The 16,051-nt window shown below is 70.8% G+C and carries 16 protein-coding genes; 14 read left to right on the top strand and 2 right to left on the bottom strand.

Going from position 1 to position 16,051, the window contains the following annotated elements; all coding sequences use genetic code 11:
* Positions 1–48 precede the first annotated feature (48 nt).
* The 13 genes from ABDK56_RS05360 (at position 49) to tatC (ending at position 13,080) form a co-directional block, all read left to right on the top strand.
* A complete protein-coding gene (locus ABDK56_RS05360) occupies positions 49–1,761 on the top strand; it encodes an SPOR domain-containing protein (RefSeq protein ID WP_349807102.1) in 1,713 nt (570 codons plus the stop codon).
* A complete protein-coding gene (locus ABDK56_RS05355; RefSeq protein WP_349807101.1) occupies positions 1,761–2,921 on the top strand; it encodes a deoxyguanosinetriphosphate triphosphohydrolase in 1,161 nt (386 codons plus the stop codon). The genes ABDK56_RS05360 and ABDK56_RS05355 overlap by 1 nt, the downstream gene beginning before the upstream one ends.
* A gap of 85 nt (positions 2,922–3,006) precedes the next feature.
* Complete coding sequence (locus ABDK56_RS05350) at positions 3,007–4,488, top strand: DUF1800 domain-containing protein (protein ID WP_349807100.1); 1,482 nt, start codon at positions 3,007–3,009, stop codon at positions 4,486–4,488.
* Between the two features lie 2 nt (positions 4,489–4,490).
* Positions 4,491–5,633, top strand: coding sequence for a DUF1501 domain-containing protein (locus ABDK56_RS05345; RefSeq protein ID WP_349807099.1), 1,143 nt, complete (start codon positions 4,491–4,493; stop codon positions 5,631–5,633).
* Positions 5,634–5,715: 82 nt separating this feature from the next.
* Complete coding sequence (argS, locus tag ABDK56_RS05340; protein WP_349807098.1) at positions 5,716–7,431, top strand: arginine--tRNA ligase; 1,716 nt, start codon at positions 5,716–5,718, stop codon at positions 7,429–7,431.
* 7 nt (positions 7,432–7,438) lie between these two features.
* On the top strand, positions 7,439–8,320 hold the full coding sequence (locus tag ABDK56_RS05335) for a hypothetical protein (protein WP_349807097.1): 882 nt from the start codon (positions 7,439–7,441) through the stop codon (positions 8,318–8,320).
* Positions 8,321–8,390: 70 nt separating this feature from the next.
* On the top strand, positions 8,391–9,065 hold the full coding sequence (locus tag ABDK56_RS05330) for an SPOR domain-containing protein (RefSeq protein ID WP_349807096.1): 675 nt from the start codon (positions 8,391–8,393) through the stop codon (positions 9,063–9,065).
* A gap of 2 nt (positions 9,066–9,067) precedes the next feature.
* Complete coding sequence (nagZ, locus tag ABDK56_RS05325) at positions 9,068–10,081, top strand: beta-N-acetylhexosaminidase (protein ID WP_349807280.1); 1,014 nt, start codon at positions 9,068–9,070, stop codon at positions 10,079–10,081.
* A complete protein-coding gene (locus ABDK56_RS05320; protein ID WP_349807095.1) occupies positions 10,078–10,845 on the top strand; it encodes a segregation and condensation protein A in 768 nt (255 codons plus the stop codon). Before nagZ ends, ABDK56_RS05320 begins: the two co-directional genes overlap by 4 nt.
* A complete protein-coding gene (gene scpB / locus ABDK56_RS05315; RefSeq protein ID WP_349807094.1) occupies positions 10,842–11,414 on the top strand; it encodes an SMC-Scp complex subunit ScpB in 573 nt (190 codons plus the stop codon). The genes ABDK56_RS05320 and scpB overlap by 4 nt, the downstream gene beginning before the upstream one ends.
* A 23-nt stretch (positions 11,415–11,437) precedes the next feature.
* Positions 11,438–11,818 (top strand): twin-arginine translocase TatA/TatE family subunit, encoded by a 381-nt coding sequence (locus tag ABDK56_RS13135; protein WP_502959268.1) that lies wholly within the window; start codon positions 11,438–11,440, stop codon positions 11,816–11,818.
* Positions 11,819–11,833: 15 nt separating this feature from the next.
* A complete protein-coding gene (locus ABDK56_RS05305) occupies positions 11,834–12,238 on the top strand; it encodes a Sec-independent protein translocase subunit TatA/TatB (RefSeq protein ID WP_349807093.1) in 405 nt (134 codons plus the stop codon).
* The gene (gene tatC / locus ABDK56_RS05300) at positions 12,235–13,080 is read left to right on the top strand and encodes a twin-arginine translocase subunit TatC (protein WP_349807092.1); all 846 of its coding nucleotides are present in this window, start codon (positions 12,235–12,237) and stop codon (positions 13,078–13,080) included. The genes ABDK56_RS05305 and tatC overlap by 4 nt, the downstream gene beginning before the upstream one ends.
* Before the next feature lie 105 nt (positions 13,081–13,185).
* Here tatC and ABDK56_RS05295 read toward each other — a convergent pair whose 3' ends face one another.
* Entirely contained in the window at positions 13,186–14,733 is a 1,548-nt protein-coding gene (locus tag ABDK56_RS05295; protein WP_349807091.1) for a sensor histidine kinase, read from the bottom strand.
* A gap of 27 nt (positions 14,734–14,760) precedes the next feature.
* A complete protein-coding gene (locus tag ABDK56_RS05290) occupies positions 14,761–14,934 on the bottom strand; it encodes a NepR family anti-sigma factor (protein ID WP_349807090.1) in 174 nt (57 codons plus the stop codon).
* A 307-nt stretch (positions 14,935–15,241) separates the two neighbouring features.
* On the opposite strand from ABDK56_RS05290, the gene ABDK56_RS05285 reads away from it, so the two are divergent.
* On the top strand, positions 15,242–16,042 hold the full coding sequence (locus tag ABDK56_RS05285) for a response regulator (protein WP_349807089.1): 801 nt from the start codon (positions 15,242–15,244) through the stop codon (positions 16,040–16,042).
* Positions 16,043–16,051 lie beyond the last annotated feature (9 nt).

Here is a 16,051-nt window from a genome sequence, read left to right as displayed (position 1 = left end):
CCGGCGATACTGTCCCGATTGAAAGCTTTGCGACAGCCGTCTTCTGCCATGATCGCCGCCATGCGGACTTTACGGATTCTCGTCGTGCCGATCGCCGGCACGGCGCTGCTCTCGGCCACCCCGGCGATGGCGCAATATATCGGCGGCAACCCGCCCCCGCTCCCGGCCGCGCCGACGGGGCCGGAGACCGCCTCGGCCTCGCTCGCGCGGCAGGTGCGGATCCTCGCGCAGAGCCCGCGCGACTTCAACGCGCTGATCGCCGCCGGTCGTGCCGAGCTCGAGCTTGGCGACCTCGACGCGGCGGCGGGCTTTTACGGGCGCGCCGACGAGGTGTGGCCGACCTCGCCCGCGCCCAAGGTCGGGATGGGGGCGATCGCCGCGCAGAACGGCAACACCGCCGACGCGCTCGCCTGGTTCGCCAAGGCGCAGGCGCTCGGTGCGACCCCGCCACAGCTCGGCGCGGGTCGCGGGCTGGCGCAGGACCTGCTCGGCAACCAGGGCGCGGCGCAAAGCGATTATCGCGCGGCGCTGTCGGGGGCCGACGGCGACGTCGCGCGCCGACGGCTCGCGCTCAGCCTCGCCATCTCGGGCCGCCCGTCGGACGGGCTCAAGGTGCTCGAGCCGCTACTGATGCGGCGCGACGCCGAGGCGCAGCGGACCCGCGCCTTCGTCCTGGCGCTCGGCGGCAACCGCGCCGCCGCCGATGCCGCGATCGAGGCGGCGATGCCCGGCGCGTCGCGCTCGATCGACAGCTTCTTCACCCGGCTCCCCGCGCTGACCCCCGCGCAGAAGGCGGCGGCGGTCAATCTCGGGATTTTCCCGGACTCGAGCGGGTCGGCGACGGCGAGCGCGACCGCGGTTTATTCGCCCCCGCCACCCCCGGTTGCGGTGCCGCCCACGGTTGCGCCTCCTACCGCCGTGGCCGCCCGGCCTGTCTTCACCGCCCCGCGCAGTTACGCGCCGGTCGTCGCGCAGTCGGTGACGCGTCCGGCCGCATCGCCGCCGCCGCTCGCCGTGGCGGCCCCGCCGCCCGCGCAGGTCGCCGAGCGGCGGGTGACGACGCGGCGATTCCTCGACGATGGCGGGCCGCTGTCCTCGGCGTCCGACCTTCGCGCGCCCGAGCCGCCGCGATCGACGATCCGCGTCGTCCAGACCCCGCTGCCGCGACCGGCCGAGGCGCAGGCTGCTCCGATCACGTCCGAAGCCGCGCCGCCCCCACAGGCCACGCTCCCGAGCGCGCCGGCGCCGATCCGCCTCGCCGACCTCGACCGGGCGATCGCCAGCGGGCAGGACCGGCAGATCGCCCCGATCGCCGAGACCGCGCCGCCGCCACCGCAATCCAGGCCCAAGGTCGACACGCGCGCGATCGCGGCGAAGCGGGCCGCCGACGCGCGCAAGCTTGCCGAGGCGAAGAAGGCCGCCGAGGCGAAGAAGGCGGCCGACCTCGCCGCGAAAAAGGAGCGCGAGGACGCCGCGCGGCTGGGGGTCAAGGGGACCTATTGGGTGCAGCTCGCCGGCGGCACCGATGCCGACCGCATGGCGGCGGAGTATCGCAAGATCCGCGCGAAAAAGGCCGCCCTGTTCGCCGGGCGCGCGGGCTATGTCACCCAGGGCAAGGATTATTTCCGGCTGCTGATCGGCCCGTTCGACGATGCCGCCGAGGCGCACGCGATGGTCGCCAAGCTCGACAAGTCGGGGATCGACAGCTTCGGCTGGACCCGCACCCCGGCCCAGATCAAGATCGAGAAACTGCGCGACTGATGACTTCGCTGAAGGCCCTCGCCGCCGACCCGTGGCAGTCGCGCGGCCGGGCCTTCGCCGAGGACGACCGCGGCCCGCGCGGACCGCGCGACGCGTTCCAGCGCGATCGCGACCGGATCGTCCATTCCGCCGCCTTCCGCCGCCTGCGTCACAAGACGCAGGTGTTCGTCGCCCCCGACGGCGACCATTTCCGGGTCCGCCTGACCCACAGCCTCGAAGTCGCGCAGATCGGGCGCACCATGGCGCGCGCGCTCGGGCTCAACGAGGACCTGACCGAGGCGCTGTGCCTTGCCCACGATCTCGGCCACCCGCCGTTCGGCCACGGCGGGGAGGACGCGCTCGACCAGCGGCTCGCCGACGCGGGCGGGTTCGACCACAACGGCCACACGCTTCGCATCGTCACCCGGCTCGAAAGCCCCTATCCCGACTTCCCGGGGCTCAACCTCAGCTGGGAGATGCTCGAGGGGCTGGCCAAGCACAACGGCCCGGTCGCCGACCCGAAATGGGCGCTTGCCGAGGCCGACGCCGCCTTCGAGCTCGAACTCGACCGCTGGCCGAGTCTCGAGGCGCAGGTCGCGGCGATCGCCGACGACATCGCCTACGACAATCACGACATCGACGACGGGCTCCGCTCGGGGATCATCGACCTCGACGGGTTGCTCGGGCTCGATTTCGTGCGCGAGGTGTGGCGCGGGGTCGAGGCGCGGCACCCGGGGCTCGATCCGACCCGGCAGGTCAAGGCGCTGGTCCGCGACGGGATCGGCGGGATGGTCGGCGACGTGCTCGCCGAGACCCGGCGGCGGGTGGCCGAGGCGGGCGTCGGCTCGATCGACGAGGTGCGCGGCTGCGGGCTTCAGCTGGTCGGCTTTTCGGCGCCGATGCGCACCGCCGAACGCGCCTTGAAGCGCCATCTCTACACTCATCTCTACGACAGCGAGGCGCTTCGCCCGATCCGGGTCGAGGCGCAGCGGATCGTCGGCGACCTTGCCGACGCCTATCGCGGCGATCCCTCGCTGCTGCCCGACGGCTGGGCCGGCGGCGAGGACGAGAGGGGGCGGCTGCGCGGGATCGGCGATTATATCGCGGGGATGACCGACCCGTTCGCGATCCGCCAGCACGAACGGCTGGTCGGCCCGGTCTCGCTGCCCGACCGCTTTTAGAAAATTCGCGCGGTCCGTCGCGGTCAGTCGAGGTTCAGTGCGAAGGGTTCAGTCCGTTGCCGCGTTATCGGGACCGAGGTGGACGATGGTTGATCTGATTTTCGCGGAAAGCCGGTTTGGATTGGGACCGAGGGGCGGCAAGCCGGTGGCAGGAAGCGACCCGCGCGGCTGGGCCGATTCGCAGCTTGGCCGCTTTCGGCCCGCGTTGCCGGTGGCGATCCCGTCGCGCACCCAGGTCGCCGAGAACCTGATCGCGCTCAACGAGGCGAGGCGCGACATGCGCCAGGAAAGTGGGGGCCCGCGCCAGCGCGCGGCGCTTGCCGATCCGTCGATGCAGGCCAATCCCGCCGCGGCGATGATGACCCCCGCGGCGATGCCCAAGCCCGAACGCTCGCCCGAGGTCGCCGCCGCCGCCAAGGCGCAGCGCGACAGCTATACCGCGATGGTCGGCGCGCGGATGCAATCGGCGCTGACCACCGACACGCCGTTCGCCGAGCGGATGGTCCATTTCTGGGCCAATCACTTCGCCGTCGCCGCGAACATGCAGAACACGACCGGCTTCGGCGGGCTGCTGGAGATGGAGGCGATCCGCCCGCACGTCACCGGGCGGTTCCGCGACATGCTGTTCGCGGTCGAGCAGCATCCGGCGATGCTCTATTACCTCAACCAGGCGCAGTCGGTCGGGCCGAATTCGCCCGCGGGCGGGCGCGCCAACCGCGCCGGCAAGGTGCGCGGCCTCAACGAGAACCTCGCGCGCGAGATCATGGAGCTTCACACGCTCGGCGTGCGCACCGGCTACACCCAGGCCGACGTCACCGAGTTCGCGCGCGCGCTGACCGGCTGGACGGTCGGCGGGATGGGGCGTGGCCCCGCCGGGCGGATGGCGCAGGCGCAGCCGGTCGCGCCGGGCAGCTTCATTTTCAACGCCGGGCTCCACGAGCCCGGCGCGCGGACGATCATGGGTCGCCGCTTCCCCGAGGGCGGCGAGGAGCAGGCCGCCGCCGTGCTCGACATGTTCGCCAGCCACCCCGCGACCGCGCGCCATGTCGCGACCAAGCTGGCGCGCCACTTCACCGGCGACACGCCGCCTCCGGCAATGGTCGACCGGCTGGCGCAGGCGTTCACCGCGAGCGGCGGCGATTTGCCGACCGTCTATCGCGCGATCGTCGCCAGTCCCGAGGCGTGGAATTCCGCGACGCCAAAGTTCCGCGACCCGTGGGACTGGTCGGTCGCCGCGCTCCGGGCGATGGACGTTACCAGCCTGTCGCCCGCCGCGACGGTGCAGATGCTCAAGGAACTCGGCCAGCCGGTGTGGCAGCCGCCCGCGCCGAGCGGGTGGGACGACATCACCGCCAGCTGGGCCGGCCCCGACGCGCTGATGCGCCGGGTCGAGGCGGCGCAGCGGATGGCCGACGAGGGCGGGCAGGGGATCGACGCGCGCGCGCTCGCCCCGCAGATCCTCGGCAGCCGGCTGAGCCAAGCCACCGGCACCGCCATCGCCCGCGCCGAAAGCCCGAAGACCGGGCTCGCGATCCTGCTTGCTTCACCCGAAATGTTGCGGAGGTAAATATGTTCGACCGCCGTCAGTTCATCCAGCTCGGGGGTGCCGCCGGGGCGCTGCTCGGTCTTCCGCGGATCGCGCTCGCGGGGCGCGCCGCCGGCGGGCAGAAGCGGCTGCTGTTCATCATCCAGCGCGGCGCGGCCGACGGGCTGGCGATCGTCGCCCCGACCGGCGACCCGGCCTATGTCGGGCTTCGCGGCGACCTTGCCGCCGACGTGTCACACGGGACCAAACTCGATTCGATGTTCTCCCTGCACCCGGCGATGGCGCGCACCGCGCAGCTGTTCCAGGCGCGGCAGGCGCTGTTCGTGCATGCGGTCGCCTCGCCCTATCGCGACCGTTCGCACTTCGACGGGCAGAACGTGCTCGAGACGGGGGCCTCGGGACCTTACCGGGTCAAGGACGGCTGGATGAACCGGCTGCTCGCCGAACTTCCCGGAGACAAGGCTGTCGCACTGGCCCCGAGCGTGCCGATGGCGCTTCGCGGGGCCAACGCGGTGTCGTCCTACGCGCCGTCGAACCTGCCTGACGCACCCGACGACCTGATGCTTCGGATCGGCGATCTCTACGCCGCCGACAAGCAGCTCGGCCCGCTGTGGAGCGAGGCGCAGTCGGCGCGCAAGATGGCGGGCGACGTCACCAGCGCCGACAGCGGCAAGGCGGCGGGCGACCTCGCCGCGCGGATGATGGCGGGACCCGCCGGCGCGCGGGTCGCGATGATCGAGACCAACGGCTGGGACACGCACAACGGGCAGAACGGGCGGCTCGCCAACCAGCTCAAGGGGCTCGACGCGATGGTCGGCGCGTTCCGCGACGGGATGGGCGCCGACTGGAACAATTCGCTGGTGCTGGTCGCGACCGAGTTCGGGCGCACCGCCCATGCCAATGGCACCGGCGGCACCGACCACGGGACCGGATCGATGGCGATGCTGCTGGGCGGCGGGCTGCAGGGTGGGCGGGTGCTGGCCGACTGGCCGGGGCTGTCGAACGGCGCGCTCTACCAGGCGCGCGACCTCAAGCCGACCACCGACCTCGACGCGCTGATCGCGACCGCGCTCAGCCAGCATTTCGCGCTCGATCCGGCGCGGACCAGCGGGCTGCTGTTCCCCGAGACCAGGCCGGCGGCGCTGCGCCAGACGCTGGTCGCCTGAAGCGGGGTGTGCGCGGGCGGGGTGACGCTCCCCGCCGGACAGGCTAGGGGGCGGCTTCCAGTCCCTCTCGAAGCGAACCGCCGTGTCCCTTTACGCCCGCTATGCCGCCCTCATCGACGAAGCCCTCGACGGGCTGGTCCCCGCCGACGCCAGCCGCAAGGTGGTGACGGTCGAGCCGCCGCGCGACCCCGCGCACGGCGACCTTGCGACCAACGCGGCGATGGTGCTGTCGAAGGCGGCGGGAATGAACCCGCGCGCGCTCGCCGAGGCATTGAAGCCCAGGCTCGAGGCGCTGCCCGGGGTGACCTCGGCCGAGATCGCCGGGCCGGGGTTCATCAACCTGCGGCTCGCCGACGCGGCGTGGCGTGACGAGCTCACCACCATCCTCGCCGAGGGCGAACGCTACGGGCTGAGCACGATCGGCGCGAACGAGCGGGTCAACGTCGAATATGTCTCGGCCAACCCGACCGGGCCGATGCACATGGGCCATTGCCGCGGCGCAGTGGTCGGCGACGCGCTCGCCCGGCTGCTCGAGGCGGCGGGTTTTCGAGTCACCAAGGAATATTATGTCAACGACGCTGGGAGCCAGGTCGACACGCTCGCCCGCTCGGCGCACCTGCGCTACCGCGAGGCGCTCGGCGAGGACATCGGCGAAATCCCCGAGGGACTCTATCCGGGCGATTATCTCGTTCCCGTCGGGCAGGCGCTGGCCGCGGAATATGGCGACCGGTTCGTCGCCGCGCCCGAGGCCGAGTGGCTCGGCCTGTTCAAGGCGAAGACCGTCGCGGCGATGATCGAGATGATCAAGGCCGACCTCGCGCTGCTCGGAATCCACCACGACCTGTTCGCCTCCGAGGCGCAGTTGCAGGCGTCGGGCAAGGTCGAGCAGGCCGAGGCCGAGCTTCGCGCCAAGGGTCTCGTCTACGAAGGGATGATGGAAGCGCCCAAGGGCCAGACCCCAGACGACTGGGAGCCGGTCGAGCTGACCCTGTTCAAGTCGACCGCGTTCGGCGACGACCAGGACCGGCCGATGAAGAAGTCCGACGGCAGCTGGACCTATTTCGGCGCCGACGCGGCCTATCACCTGCAAAAGGCCGAAGCCGCCGACCACCTCGTCAACATCTGGGGCGCAGACCATTCGGGGACGGTCAAGCGGGTCCAGGCGGCGGTCACCGCGCTCACCGACGGGCGGGTCGATCTCGACGTCAAGCTGGTCCAGATGGTCAAGCTGCTGCGCGGCGGCGAGCCGATCAAGATGAGCAAGCGGGCGGGCAATTTCGTCACGCTGGCGGACGTGGTGCGCGAGGTCGGCAAGGACGTCGTGCGCTTCATGATGCTGACCAAGCGGACCGATTCGATGCTCGAATTCGACTTCGCCAAGGTGGTCGAGGCGTCGAAGGACAATCCGGTGTTCTACGTCCAGTACGCCCATGCCCGGATCGCCTCGATGCTGCGCAAGGCGGGCGAGATCGGCGTGTCGCTCGACGTGCCCGCCGACCTCGATCGGCTCGACGGCGAGGAGCTGGCGCTGGTCAGGACGCTGGCGCAATATCCGCGCACGCTCGAAGGCGCGGCGATGGCCCATGAGCCGCATCGCATCGCCTTCTATCTTTATGATTTGGCAGCGCAATTTCACGCGCTATACAATCGCGGCAACGACGATCCGCAGCGGCGGTTCCTGCGCGAGGACGCAAAGGAATTGACCCGGGCGCGGCTCGAACTGGGCCGGGGGGTCCAGCGGATCCTTAAATCCGGCCTCGCGCTGATGGGCGTGGAGGCCGCCGAAGAGATGAGGTGAGGGCAGGGTGAGCGGACAGCCGATGATCGATCCGGACCGGCTGCCGTGGCTCGAGCCCTATCGCGAGCCGGCCAAGCCCGCACCCGCGGCGAAAAAGCCCGCGCCCGCGCCGCAACAGGTCGCGAAGGCGCCCGACCCCGCGCCGCTCCCGCCTGCCGCACCCGCGCCGCGCCGTGCCGCTGCGCGACCGCGCCCGGTCTTCTCGACGATCGGCTCGACCCTCGCGATCGCCGGGGCGGCGGCGCTGGCGCTGGCGGGCTATATCGTCGGGCGCGAGACGAAGCCGGAGACGGCGCCGAGCGGGGTCAGCGCCGCGCTTCCCGCCGGGCCGACCAAGGTGCTCGCCTATCCGACGATCGGCGACGAGGCGTCGCTGTCGGCGCCAACGCCGGCGCCGGCGCCCGAGACGCCGCAGCCGCTCGCCCCGCCGATCGCCCGCCTGACGAAGGCGACTCCGGCCCGCGAAGCCGCGCGGGTCGCGCCGCCTCCGCCGCCCGCGCCGCCACTGCCCAAGGCGGTCGTCAAGCCGGTCGCGCAAGCCGCGCCCGCGCCGATCCCGGTCACGCCCTACATCGCTCCCGCGCCCGTTCCGCCCGCCGCGATCACCCCGCCGCCGGTCGCGCCGCGGATCCAGGCCCCGGCGCGGATCGCGCCCAAGGGGACGGTCGCGCTGCTCGGCTATTACGTCAGCCAGCCGCACGCCGAAGCCGGGTTCCGCCGCGCCAAGCGCCGCTACCCCTATGTCGGTCGCCTCGGCCGCAGCGTCGCGCCGATGGTGCTCGGCGGGCACACCGTCTACGCGCTCCGGCTCGCGGCGGGGAACGGCACCAATGCCAAGACGCTGTGCAATTACCTGCATCGCACCGGGACCGCCTGCGCGGTCGAATAAAGCGGATGGCGGGGGCGCGGCTTTGCGCTACTGATTCAGTCATGAATCGCGATCTTGTCCCGAGGCCCGAATGAACGACGGGCGCGCTTATGACGAACAGGGCCTGCCGTGGCTCGAAGCGGTCGACGACGAGGACGGGCCGCGCCCGATCCCGGCGGGCAAGATGCTGGCCGCGATCGTGGTGGTGCTCCTCGCGATCGGCGCGGTGGCGGGCACCTTCTACTGGATCGGCCATCGCGAGCCGGTGGTGAGCGGCGCGCCCGAGCTGATCAAGGCCCCGCCCGGCCCGTACAAGGTCAAGCCCGACGATCCCGGCGGGCTCGATGTCGCGGGCGACAGCAGCACCGCCTTCGCCACCAGCGCGGGGCAGGACACCGACGCCGCGCTCGACCAGAGCAAGATGGGCAGCGAGGACCTTCCCGCCCCGCCGCCGCCCGCCGCCGCGACGACGCCCGCCAAGCCGGTCGCGCCGCCTTCGCCCAAGCCTGCGCCCACGGCCACCGCGCCCGATGCCGCACCGTCGGGAATCCGGATCCAGCTCGGCGCTTACGGCTCGACCACCAAGGCCGACACCGCCTGGTCGATGCTGTCGAGCCGCTTCCCCGCGGTCGGCGGGCTGTCGAAGCGGGTCGAGAAATATAGCGGCGGCTATCGCCTGCGCGCGGTCGCGCCCGACATGGCGGCGGCCAAGGCGGCGTGCGCGGCGCTGACCGCGGGCGGCGAAAACTGCTTCGTGGTGCCATGACGATGCAGGCAGCGATCTACGGGCTCGAGGGCACGGCGCTGACCGCCGACGAGCTGGCGTTCTTCAGGGACGCGAAGCCGGCGGGTTACATCCTGTTCAAGCGCAACATCGAGAGCAAGGCGCAGGTCCGCGCGCTGACGGACTCGCTGCGCGCGCTCGAAGGGCGCGACGACGTCGCCATCCTGATCGACCAGGAGGGCGGCCGGGTCGCCCGGATGCGTCCGCCCGAATGGCCCGCCTTCCCGGCGATGGACAAGTTCGACGCGCTTTACCAGCTCGGCCCGTCGAGCGCGATCGAGGCGGCGCGGGTCAACGGCCGCGCGCTCGGGCTGATGCTCGCCGAGGCGGGGATCACGGTCGATTGCGCGCCGATGCTCGACGTCCGCCAGGCGGGCGCGCACGACATCGTCGGCGACCGCGCCTTCGGGCACGAACCGATGCAGGTCGCCGCGCTCGGCCGCGCGATGCTCGACGGGCTCGCCTCGGCGGGCGTGGTCGGGGTGATCAAGCATATCCCGGGGCACGGCCGCGCGCTGTGCGACAGCCACCTCGACCTGCCGGTGGTCGAGGAGGGCGAGGAGGAACTCGCGATCGACCTCGAACCGTTCGAGCGGCTCCGCAATGCGCCGATGGGGATGACCAGCCACCTGCTCTACAAGGCGTGGGACGCCGAGCGGCCGGCGAGCCAGTCGCCGATCGTGATCGGCGACATCATCCGCGGGCGAATCGGCTTCGACGGCTTCCTGATGAGTGACGACATCGGGATGGAGGCGCTGGCGGGCGACCATGGCCAGCGCGCCGCCGCCTGCGTCGCCGCCGGGTGCGACGTCGCGCTCCACTGCGACGGAAAGCTGGACCATATGGTCGCGGTGGCGGGCGCGGTCCCGGCGCTTAGCGCCGAGGGCGAGGCGCGACTGGCGCGGGCGATGGCGGGGATCTTCGCGATCGACGACGAGATGGACCTCGCCACCGCGCTGGCCAAGCGCGACACGCTGCTGGCGATCGCGCAGGCATGAGCGAGGCGTTCGACTTCGTCGAGGGCCCGCCCGCCCGCGACGAGGCGGCGCTCAACCTGTCGCTCGGGGCTTGGGAGGGGCCGCTCGACCTGCTGCTCAACCTCGCGCGGGCGCAGAAAGTCGATCTCCACCAGATCTCGATCCTCGCCCTGACCGAGCAATATCTCGCCTATCTCGAACAGGCGCGCTCGCTGAAGCTCGAGATTGCCGCCGACTATCTCGTGATGGCGGCGTGGCTGGCTTACCTGAAATCCTGCCTGTTGCTGCCCAAGGACCCCGAGCAGGACCCGAGCCCCGAGGAGCTCGCGCTTCGCCTCCAGATGCGGCTCCAGCGGCTCGACGCGATGCGCGAGGCCGGCGCCCGGCTGATGGGCCGCGACCGGCTCGGCCGCGACGTGTTCATCCGCCCCGCGCCCGAGGGGCTGCGGACGGTGCGCCGCTCGGCGTGGGTCGTTTCCGGGTTCGACCTTTACGCCGCCTACGGCCGGGTACGCGCGCGGGCCCAGCCGGCCATGCACGTCGTCGCGCACCGTGCGGTAATGACTCTCGAGGACGCGATCCAGCGGGTCGCCGGGTTGATCGGGCAGGCGCTCGACTGGACCACGATCGAGGCGTTCCTCCCCGCCACCGCCGACCCGGCCTATCGCAAGTCGGCGCTGGCGAGCAGCTTCGTCGCCGCGCTCGAACTTGCGCGGCAGGGGCGGGTCGAGCTCGCGCAGGACGGCCCGTTCGCCGAGCTGATGGTCCGGCGGCGCGCGGCATGACCGACGAGCCCCTGCGCGCGGTCGAGGCGGTGCTGTTCGCGGCGGAGACGCCGCTGACGCCCGACGAGATCGCGGCGCACGCCGGGGAGGGCGACATCGCCGCCGCGCTCGCCCGGCTGCAGGCCGACTACGCCGGGCGCGGGATCGAGCTGGTGACCCGCGGCGGGCGCTGGCATTTCCAGACCGCGCCCGACCTCGCGCATATCCTGCGCCGGACCCGCGAGGAGCCGCGCCGCCTGTCGCGCGCGGCGACCGAGACGCTGGCGATCGTCGCCTATCACGAGCCGGTCAGCCGCGCCGAGATCGAGGCGATTCGCGGGGTGCAGATCTCGAAGGGGACGCTCGACGTGCTGATGGCGGCCGGGTGGATTCGGACCGCCGGGCGGCGCGAAGTGCCGGGACGACCGCTGCTCTATGCGACCACCCCCGATTTCCTGACCCATTTCGGGCTCGCCGGACGCAACGAGTTGCCGGGGATCGACGACCTCAAGGCCGCCGGGCTGCTCGACCCGCTCGACGAGGCGCTGACGCTTCAGCTGCAACTGGAAAGTGGCGACGAGGAAGCCTAAGAGCGTCTCAAACGTTCTATTAGGTGGAGATTTTTTCGATGGGCGGTTTCAGCCTCTGGCATATCCTGATCCTGGCGATGATCGTGTTGCTGCTGTTCGGCGGCAACCGCTTCTCGGCGATGATGGGCGATGTCGCCAAGGGGCTGAAGAGCTTCAAGCAGGGCATGGCCGACGACGACGATTCCCGCCGCCTGCCGCCGCCGAACCAGTACCAGCAGCTCCCGCCGCAGCAGACCTACGCCCCGCCGCCCGCGACCCCGCAGCAGCCGCCGCAGCAGGGCTATGCGCCGCCGCATCAGCAGCAGCCGTACGCGCCCCCGCCGCAGCAGCCCCACGCCCCGCCGGCCGACCCCTATGCCGCGCCGCCGCCGCCTCCCGCCCCGGGCGACGATCAAGCGCGCTAAGCCGCCGAACACGCCATGTTTGGCGTCGACACGTCCGAATTGCTGGTGGTCGCCATCCTGGCGCTGCTGTTCATCGGCCCCAAGGAACTGCCGACGGTCATGCTCCGGCTGGGGCGGATGATCGGCAAGGTGCGCGGCTATGCGCGCCACTTCACCAGCGGGATCGAGGAGGCGATCCGCCAGGCCGAGATCGAGGAGATGGACCGCAAGTGGCGCGAGCAGAATGAGCGGATCCTCGCCGCGCACCCGGCCGACGCGGTCTATCCCGAGCCGGGGCCGGTGATGACCGCGCTGCCGCCGCCGGGCGAGGGCGAGATGCCGGGCGCCGCGCACGACCCCGACCAGCCGCCGCTCCCGCTCGAGGCGCCCGCCGCGCCCGACGACGATCCGCGCCCGCCGCGCGAGAGGCCGCTGCCATGATCGACGAGATCGACGACACCAAGGCGCCGCTGCTCGAACATTTGATCGAGCTTCGCAAGCGCCTGCTTTGGGTCGCGGCGACGCTGCTGCTCGCCTTTTTCGCCTGCCTTACCGAGGCCAAGCCGATCTTCGCCTTCCTCGTCCAGCCGCTGCGCGTCGCGGGGCAGGGCAAGCTCATCTACACCGATATCTTCGAGGCGTTCTTCTCGGAGGTGAAGGTCGCCTTTTTCGCCGCGCTGATGATCGCCTTCCCGATGTTCGCGGTGCAGGCGTGGCGGTTCGTCGCGCCGGGGCTCTACGCCAAGGAAAAGCGCGCGTTCCTGCCGTTTCTCGTGATGACGCCGTTCTTCTTCGTCGGCGGCGCGGCCTTCGCTTATTACGTCGCGATGCCGTGGGCGCTGAAATTCCTGCTCGGCTACCAGGGCAATGTCGGCGGGGTGCAGCAGGAGGCGCTGCCCGGCGTCGGCAATTATCTGAGCTTCGTCACCCGTTTCCTGTTCGGCTTCGGGGTCGCGTTCCTGTCGCCGGTGCTGCTGATGATCCTCGAGCGCGCGGGGATCCTGACGCTCGAGCAACTGACCAAGTCGCGGCGCTACGCGGTGGTGATCTGCGCGGCGATCGCGGCGGTGCTGACCCCGCCCGACGTGGTGTCGATGCTGCTGCTGCTGGTACCGCTCTATTCGCTCTACGAGTTCGCGATCCTCGCGATCCGCCTCACCCACTGGCGCGCGGCGCGAAAGGCGACCGCGAGCGGCTCAGTCGATGACGAAAACCCCGGACGCAATTTGGGCCCGAAATCGCCACCGGGGGGGGGGAGGGTTGGCGATTCCGGGCCCATTTGAGTGGATAGCGAGAGCGGGGGGGCAAAAGGTCACTATCCGAACTGTAGAACGCTCTGATTTTCCGGCTAGTTCCGCCCGCCCGCAATTTTTTTTGAAGGCCGCGGTTCAGCCGCGCGGAAACACCGGCAGGTCGACGCTGTAGCGCCCCTGCTTGCGCTCGAGCGGCGAGCGCAGCTGGCGCGCGAGGCCGTCGAGAATCCGCTCGAACTGGCGGCGCTCGCTCGGCCCGTCGGCGCTGTCGTGGTCCTCCATCAGCACCGCGGCGATCAGGGTCAGCTGGCCGGTCAGCTCGCCCGACCGGCGAAGGACGACTTCGACCGCGCCGCGCGGCTGGCCGTGAAGCATCGCATATTCGACCACCTCGGTGACGATGAAGGCGGCGGCGACCGCGGCGTCCTGCGTGGTGAACAGCGGTTCGAGCTCGAGCTCGAGCGGCATGGCGCGTGCGTTCTCGGGCGCGCTGGCGCGAAGCTCGCCGGCCAGCTCGGTCAGCATCGGGCGAAGCGAAATGCCCTTGTTTTCCTCTAGCTCGGCATAATGGTTGCGGTGGACCACCGACAGCGCCGACACGCGCCGCCCGATCGCCGAATAGGCGGCGCGCGCCTCGGGCCCGTCGGCGGTGCGGCCATGAATCGACAGCATCGACGCGACCACCTGGAGGTTGTTCTTCACCCGGTGGTGGACTTCGCGCACCAGCTTGCGCTGCCCCTCCAGCGCCTCGGCCATCGCCTTTTCGCCCTGCTCGATCCGGTCGATCGCGCGCGAAAAGGCCAGCCCGAGCGAGCGGATCTCGACCGCCTGTCCGCGATCCTCGGGAACGACCAGCCCGGTGGTGTCGCCGGCCTGGAGCTCGCTCGCCGCCGCCTGGAGCCGCCGCAGCGGGACGATCAGCAGGCGGTTGACCAGCAGCCAGCTGATCAGCACGGCGATGACCCACATCAGCACGGGCAGCAGGATGAATGCCCGCTGCAGAAGCCCGATTGTCGGGATATCGCTCGTCACGACGAGGTGGAGGCGGTTGGCGGCGATTCCGCGTGCGTTCGCTTGGCCGCGCTGGCCTGCCGGGTCGGGATTGGCAAGGAGCGCGATCTTAACGTCGCCGTCGCTCAGTTCGGCGCCGATCGATTGGCTCGAGGCACCGATGAGAGCGCGTCGCAATTCGTCCTGTGACAGGCGGGTCGTGGCGCTGCCGCCACGGACCCCGACACGCAGCAGAACCGAATCGGGGTTATGGCTGACCCACGCCCGGATTTCGCCGGGCATCGTCGCCGGCCCGTCGATCATGCCGGCGGCGTCGTCGCTGGTGCACAGCGGTTTCCCGGCGGAATTCTCGATTTCGATCATGTGCGCGACGCCCGGTGCCGCGGCCAGCACCTTTTCCGCCGCGTCGCACGATTGCGGACCGGCCTTGTCGACCACCGACTGCGCGGCGAGCCGAAGCGCCAGCACGTTGCGCGCGATCAGCGCATCGATCGTCTGGGTCGCGACATCCGCCTCTTGTTCCGCGTCCTGGTGGATCGACCGTTCGGCGCCGCGCAGGCCCATCACCGACCAATAGACCGACAAGGCGCCAAGCGGCAGCAACGCGCCGGACAGCGCGAGCATCAGGCGCAGCGGGGTCGAAAGCTGCGGCTCGGAACGCTCGTCGCTCACGCGCCGCGCCCGAGGCGGCTCGCAGCGTCAGCCGAGCTTCTTGAGCAGGTCCATGAAATCGTCGGGGACGTCTTCGCGAAGCGTGTCGTCGTAGACCGACCGAAGCGCGCGCCCGACCGGGGACGCACGATCCTTCTTGCGCCCGGGACGCACGGTCTCGGGCGAGGCGCCTTTTTCCTGGTCGTTCGAACCTTCACCCAACCTCACATCCCCCTCGCGCGGGGCGACCGCGACGAAACGATGAAATACGCACCATAACGCGCACAGGGGGACGCAAAAGACACGAAGCCGCCCCTATTGCCGCGTGGGAAGTTCGTCAATCGACGTCTCTCCACCCGCGTCAGATGTGGCTTGGAAACCAAATCGCGGTTGCTTTGTTCCGACCATCGACCGCATGCCGTGGGGGCTGTCGCAAAATGGCAACGCTACCCCTTCGACAAGCGGCGGTTGAAACGTGCGCGCCGGACGGCCAATACGTCGGCGTAACAAGATTGGAGTCGCGAACGTCATGTCGCTTGGCCAGGAACTAGCCCCGCATCTGCCCTTTCTTCGCCGCTATGCGCGCGCGCTGACCGGGAGCCAGACGCACGGCGACAATTTCGTTCGCGCGACGCTCGAGGCGATCGTCGCCAGCCCCGAGGATTTCCCCAAGGGGGTCGATCCGCGGCTCGGGCTGTACCGCACCTTCCACGCGATCTGGTCGAGCGCCAACATCGACGAGGGCGAGGACCCGGCGTTCGGCGGGGCCGGGGCCGAAGGCATCGCCCAGGCGCGGCTGGCGCGGATCACCCCGCTGTCGCGCCAGGCGCTGCTGCTGACCAGCCTCGAGGGCTTCTCGACCGAGGACACCGCCTACCTGATCGACGCGCGGCCGGCCGACGTCGACAGCCTCGTCGCCGAGGCGCTCGCCGAGATCGAGCGGCAGACCCATGCCGACGTGCTGATCATCGAGGACGAACCGATCATCGCGATGGATATCGAGACGATCGTCCGCGACCTCGGCCACAACGTTACCGGGGTCGCGGTGACCCGCGACGAGGCGGTCGCGCTGGCGCGCAAGAGCCCGCCGGGGCTGGTGCTCGCCGACATCCAGCTGGCCGACGACAGCAGCGGGATCGACGCGGTCAAGGACATCCTCGGCGAATTCTCGGTCCCGGTGATCTTCATCACCGCCTTCCCCGAGCGGCTCTTGACCGGGACGCGGCCCGAGCCGACGTTCCTGATCACCAAGCCGTTCCAGCGGTCGACGGTCAAGGCGGCGATCAGCCAGGCGCTGTTCTTCGACGCCGCGACCGTCCCGGCCGTCTGACACACGAAG

Source organism: Sphingomonas sp. ASV193 (genome assembly GCF_040203355.1).
Lineage (GTDB): Bacteria > Pseudomonadota > Alphaproteobacteria > Sphingomonadales > Sphingomonadaceae > Sphingomicrobium.
This window is presented reverse-complemented; position numbering and strand designations above follow the sequence as displayed.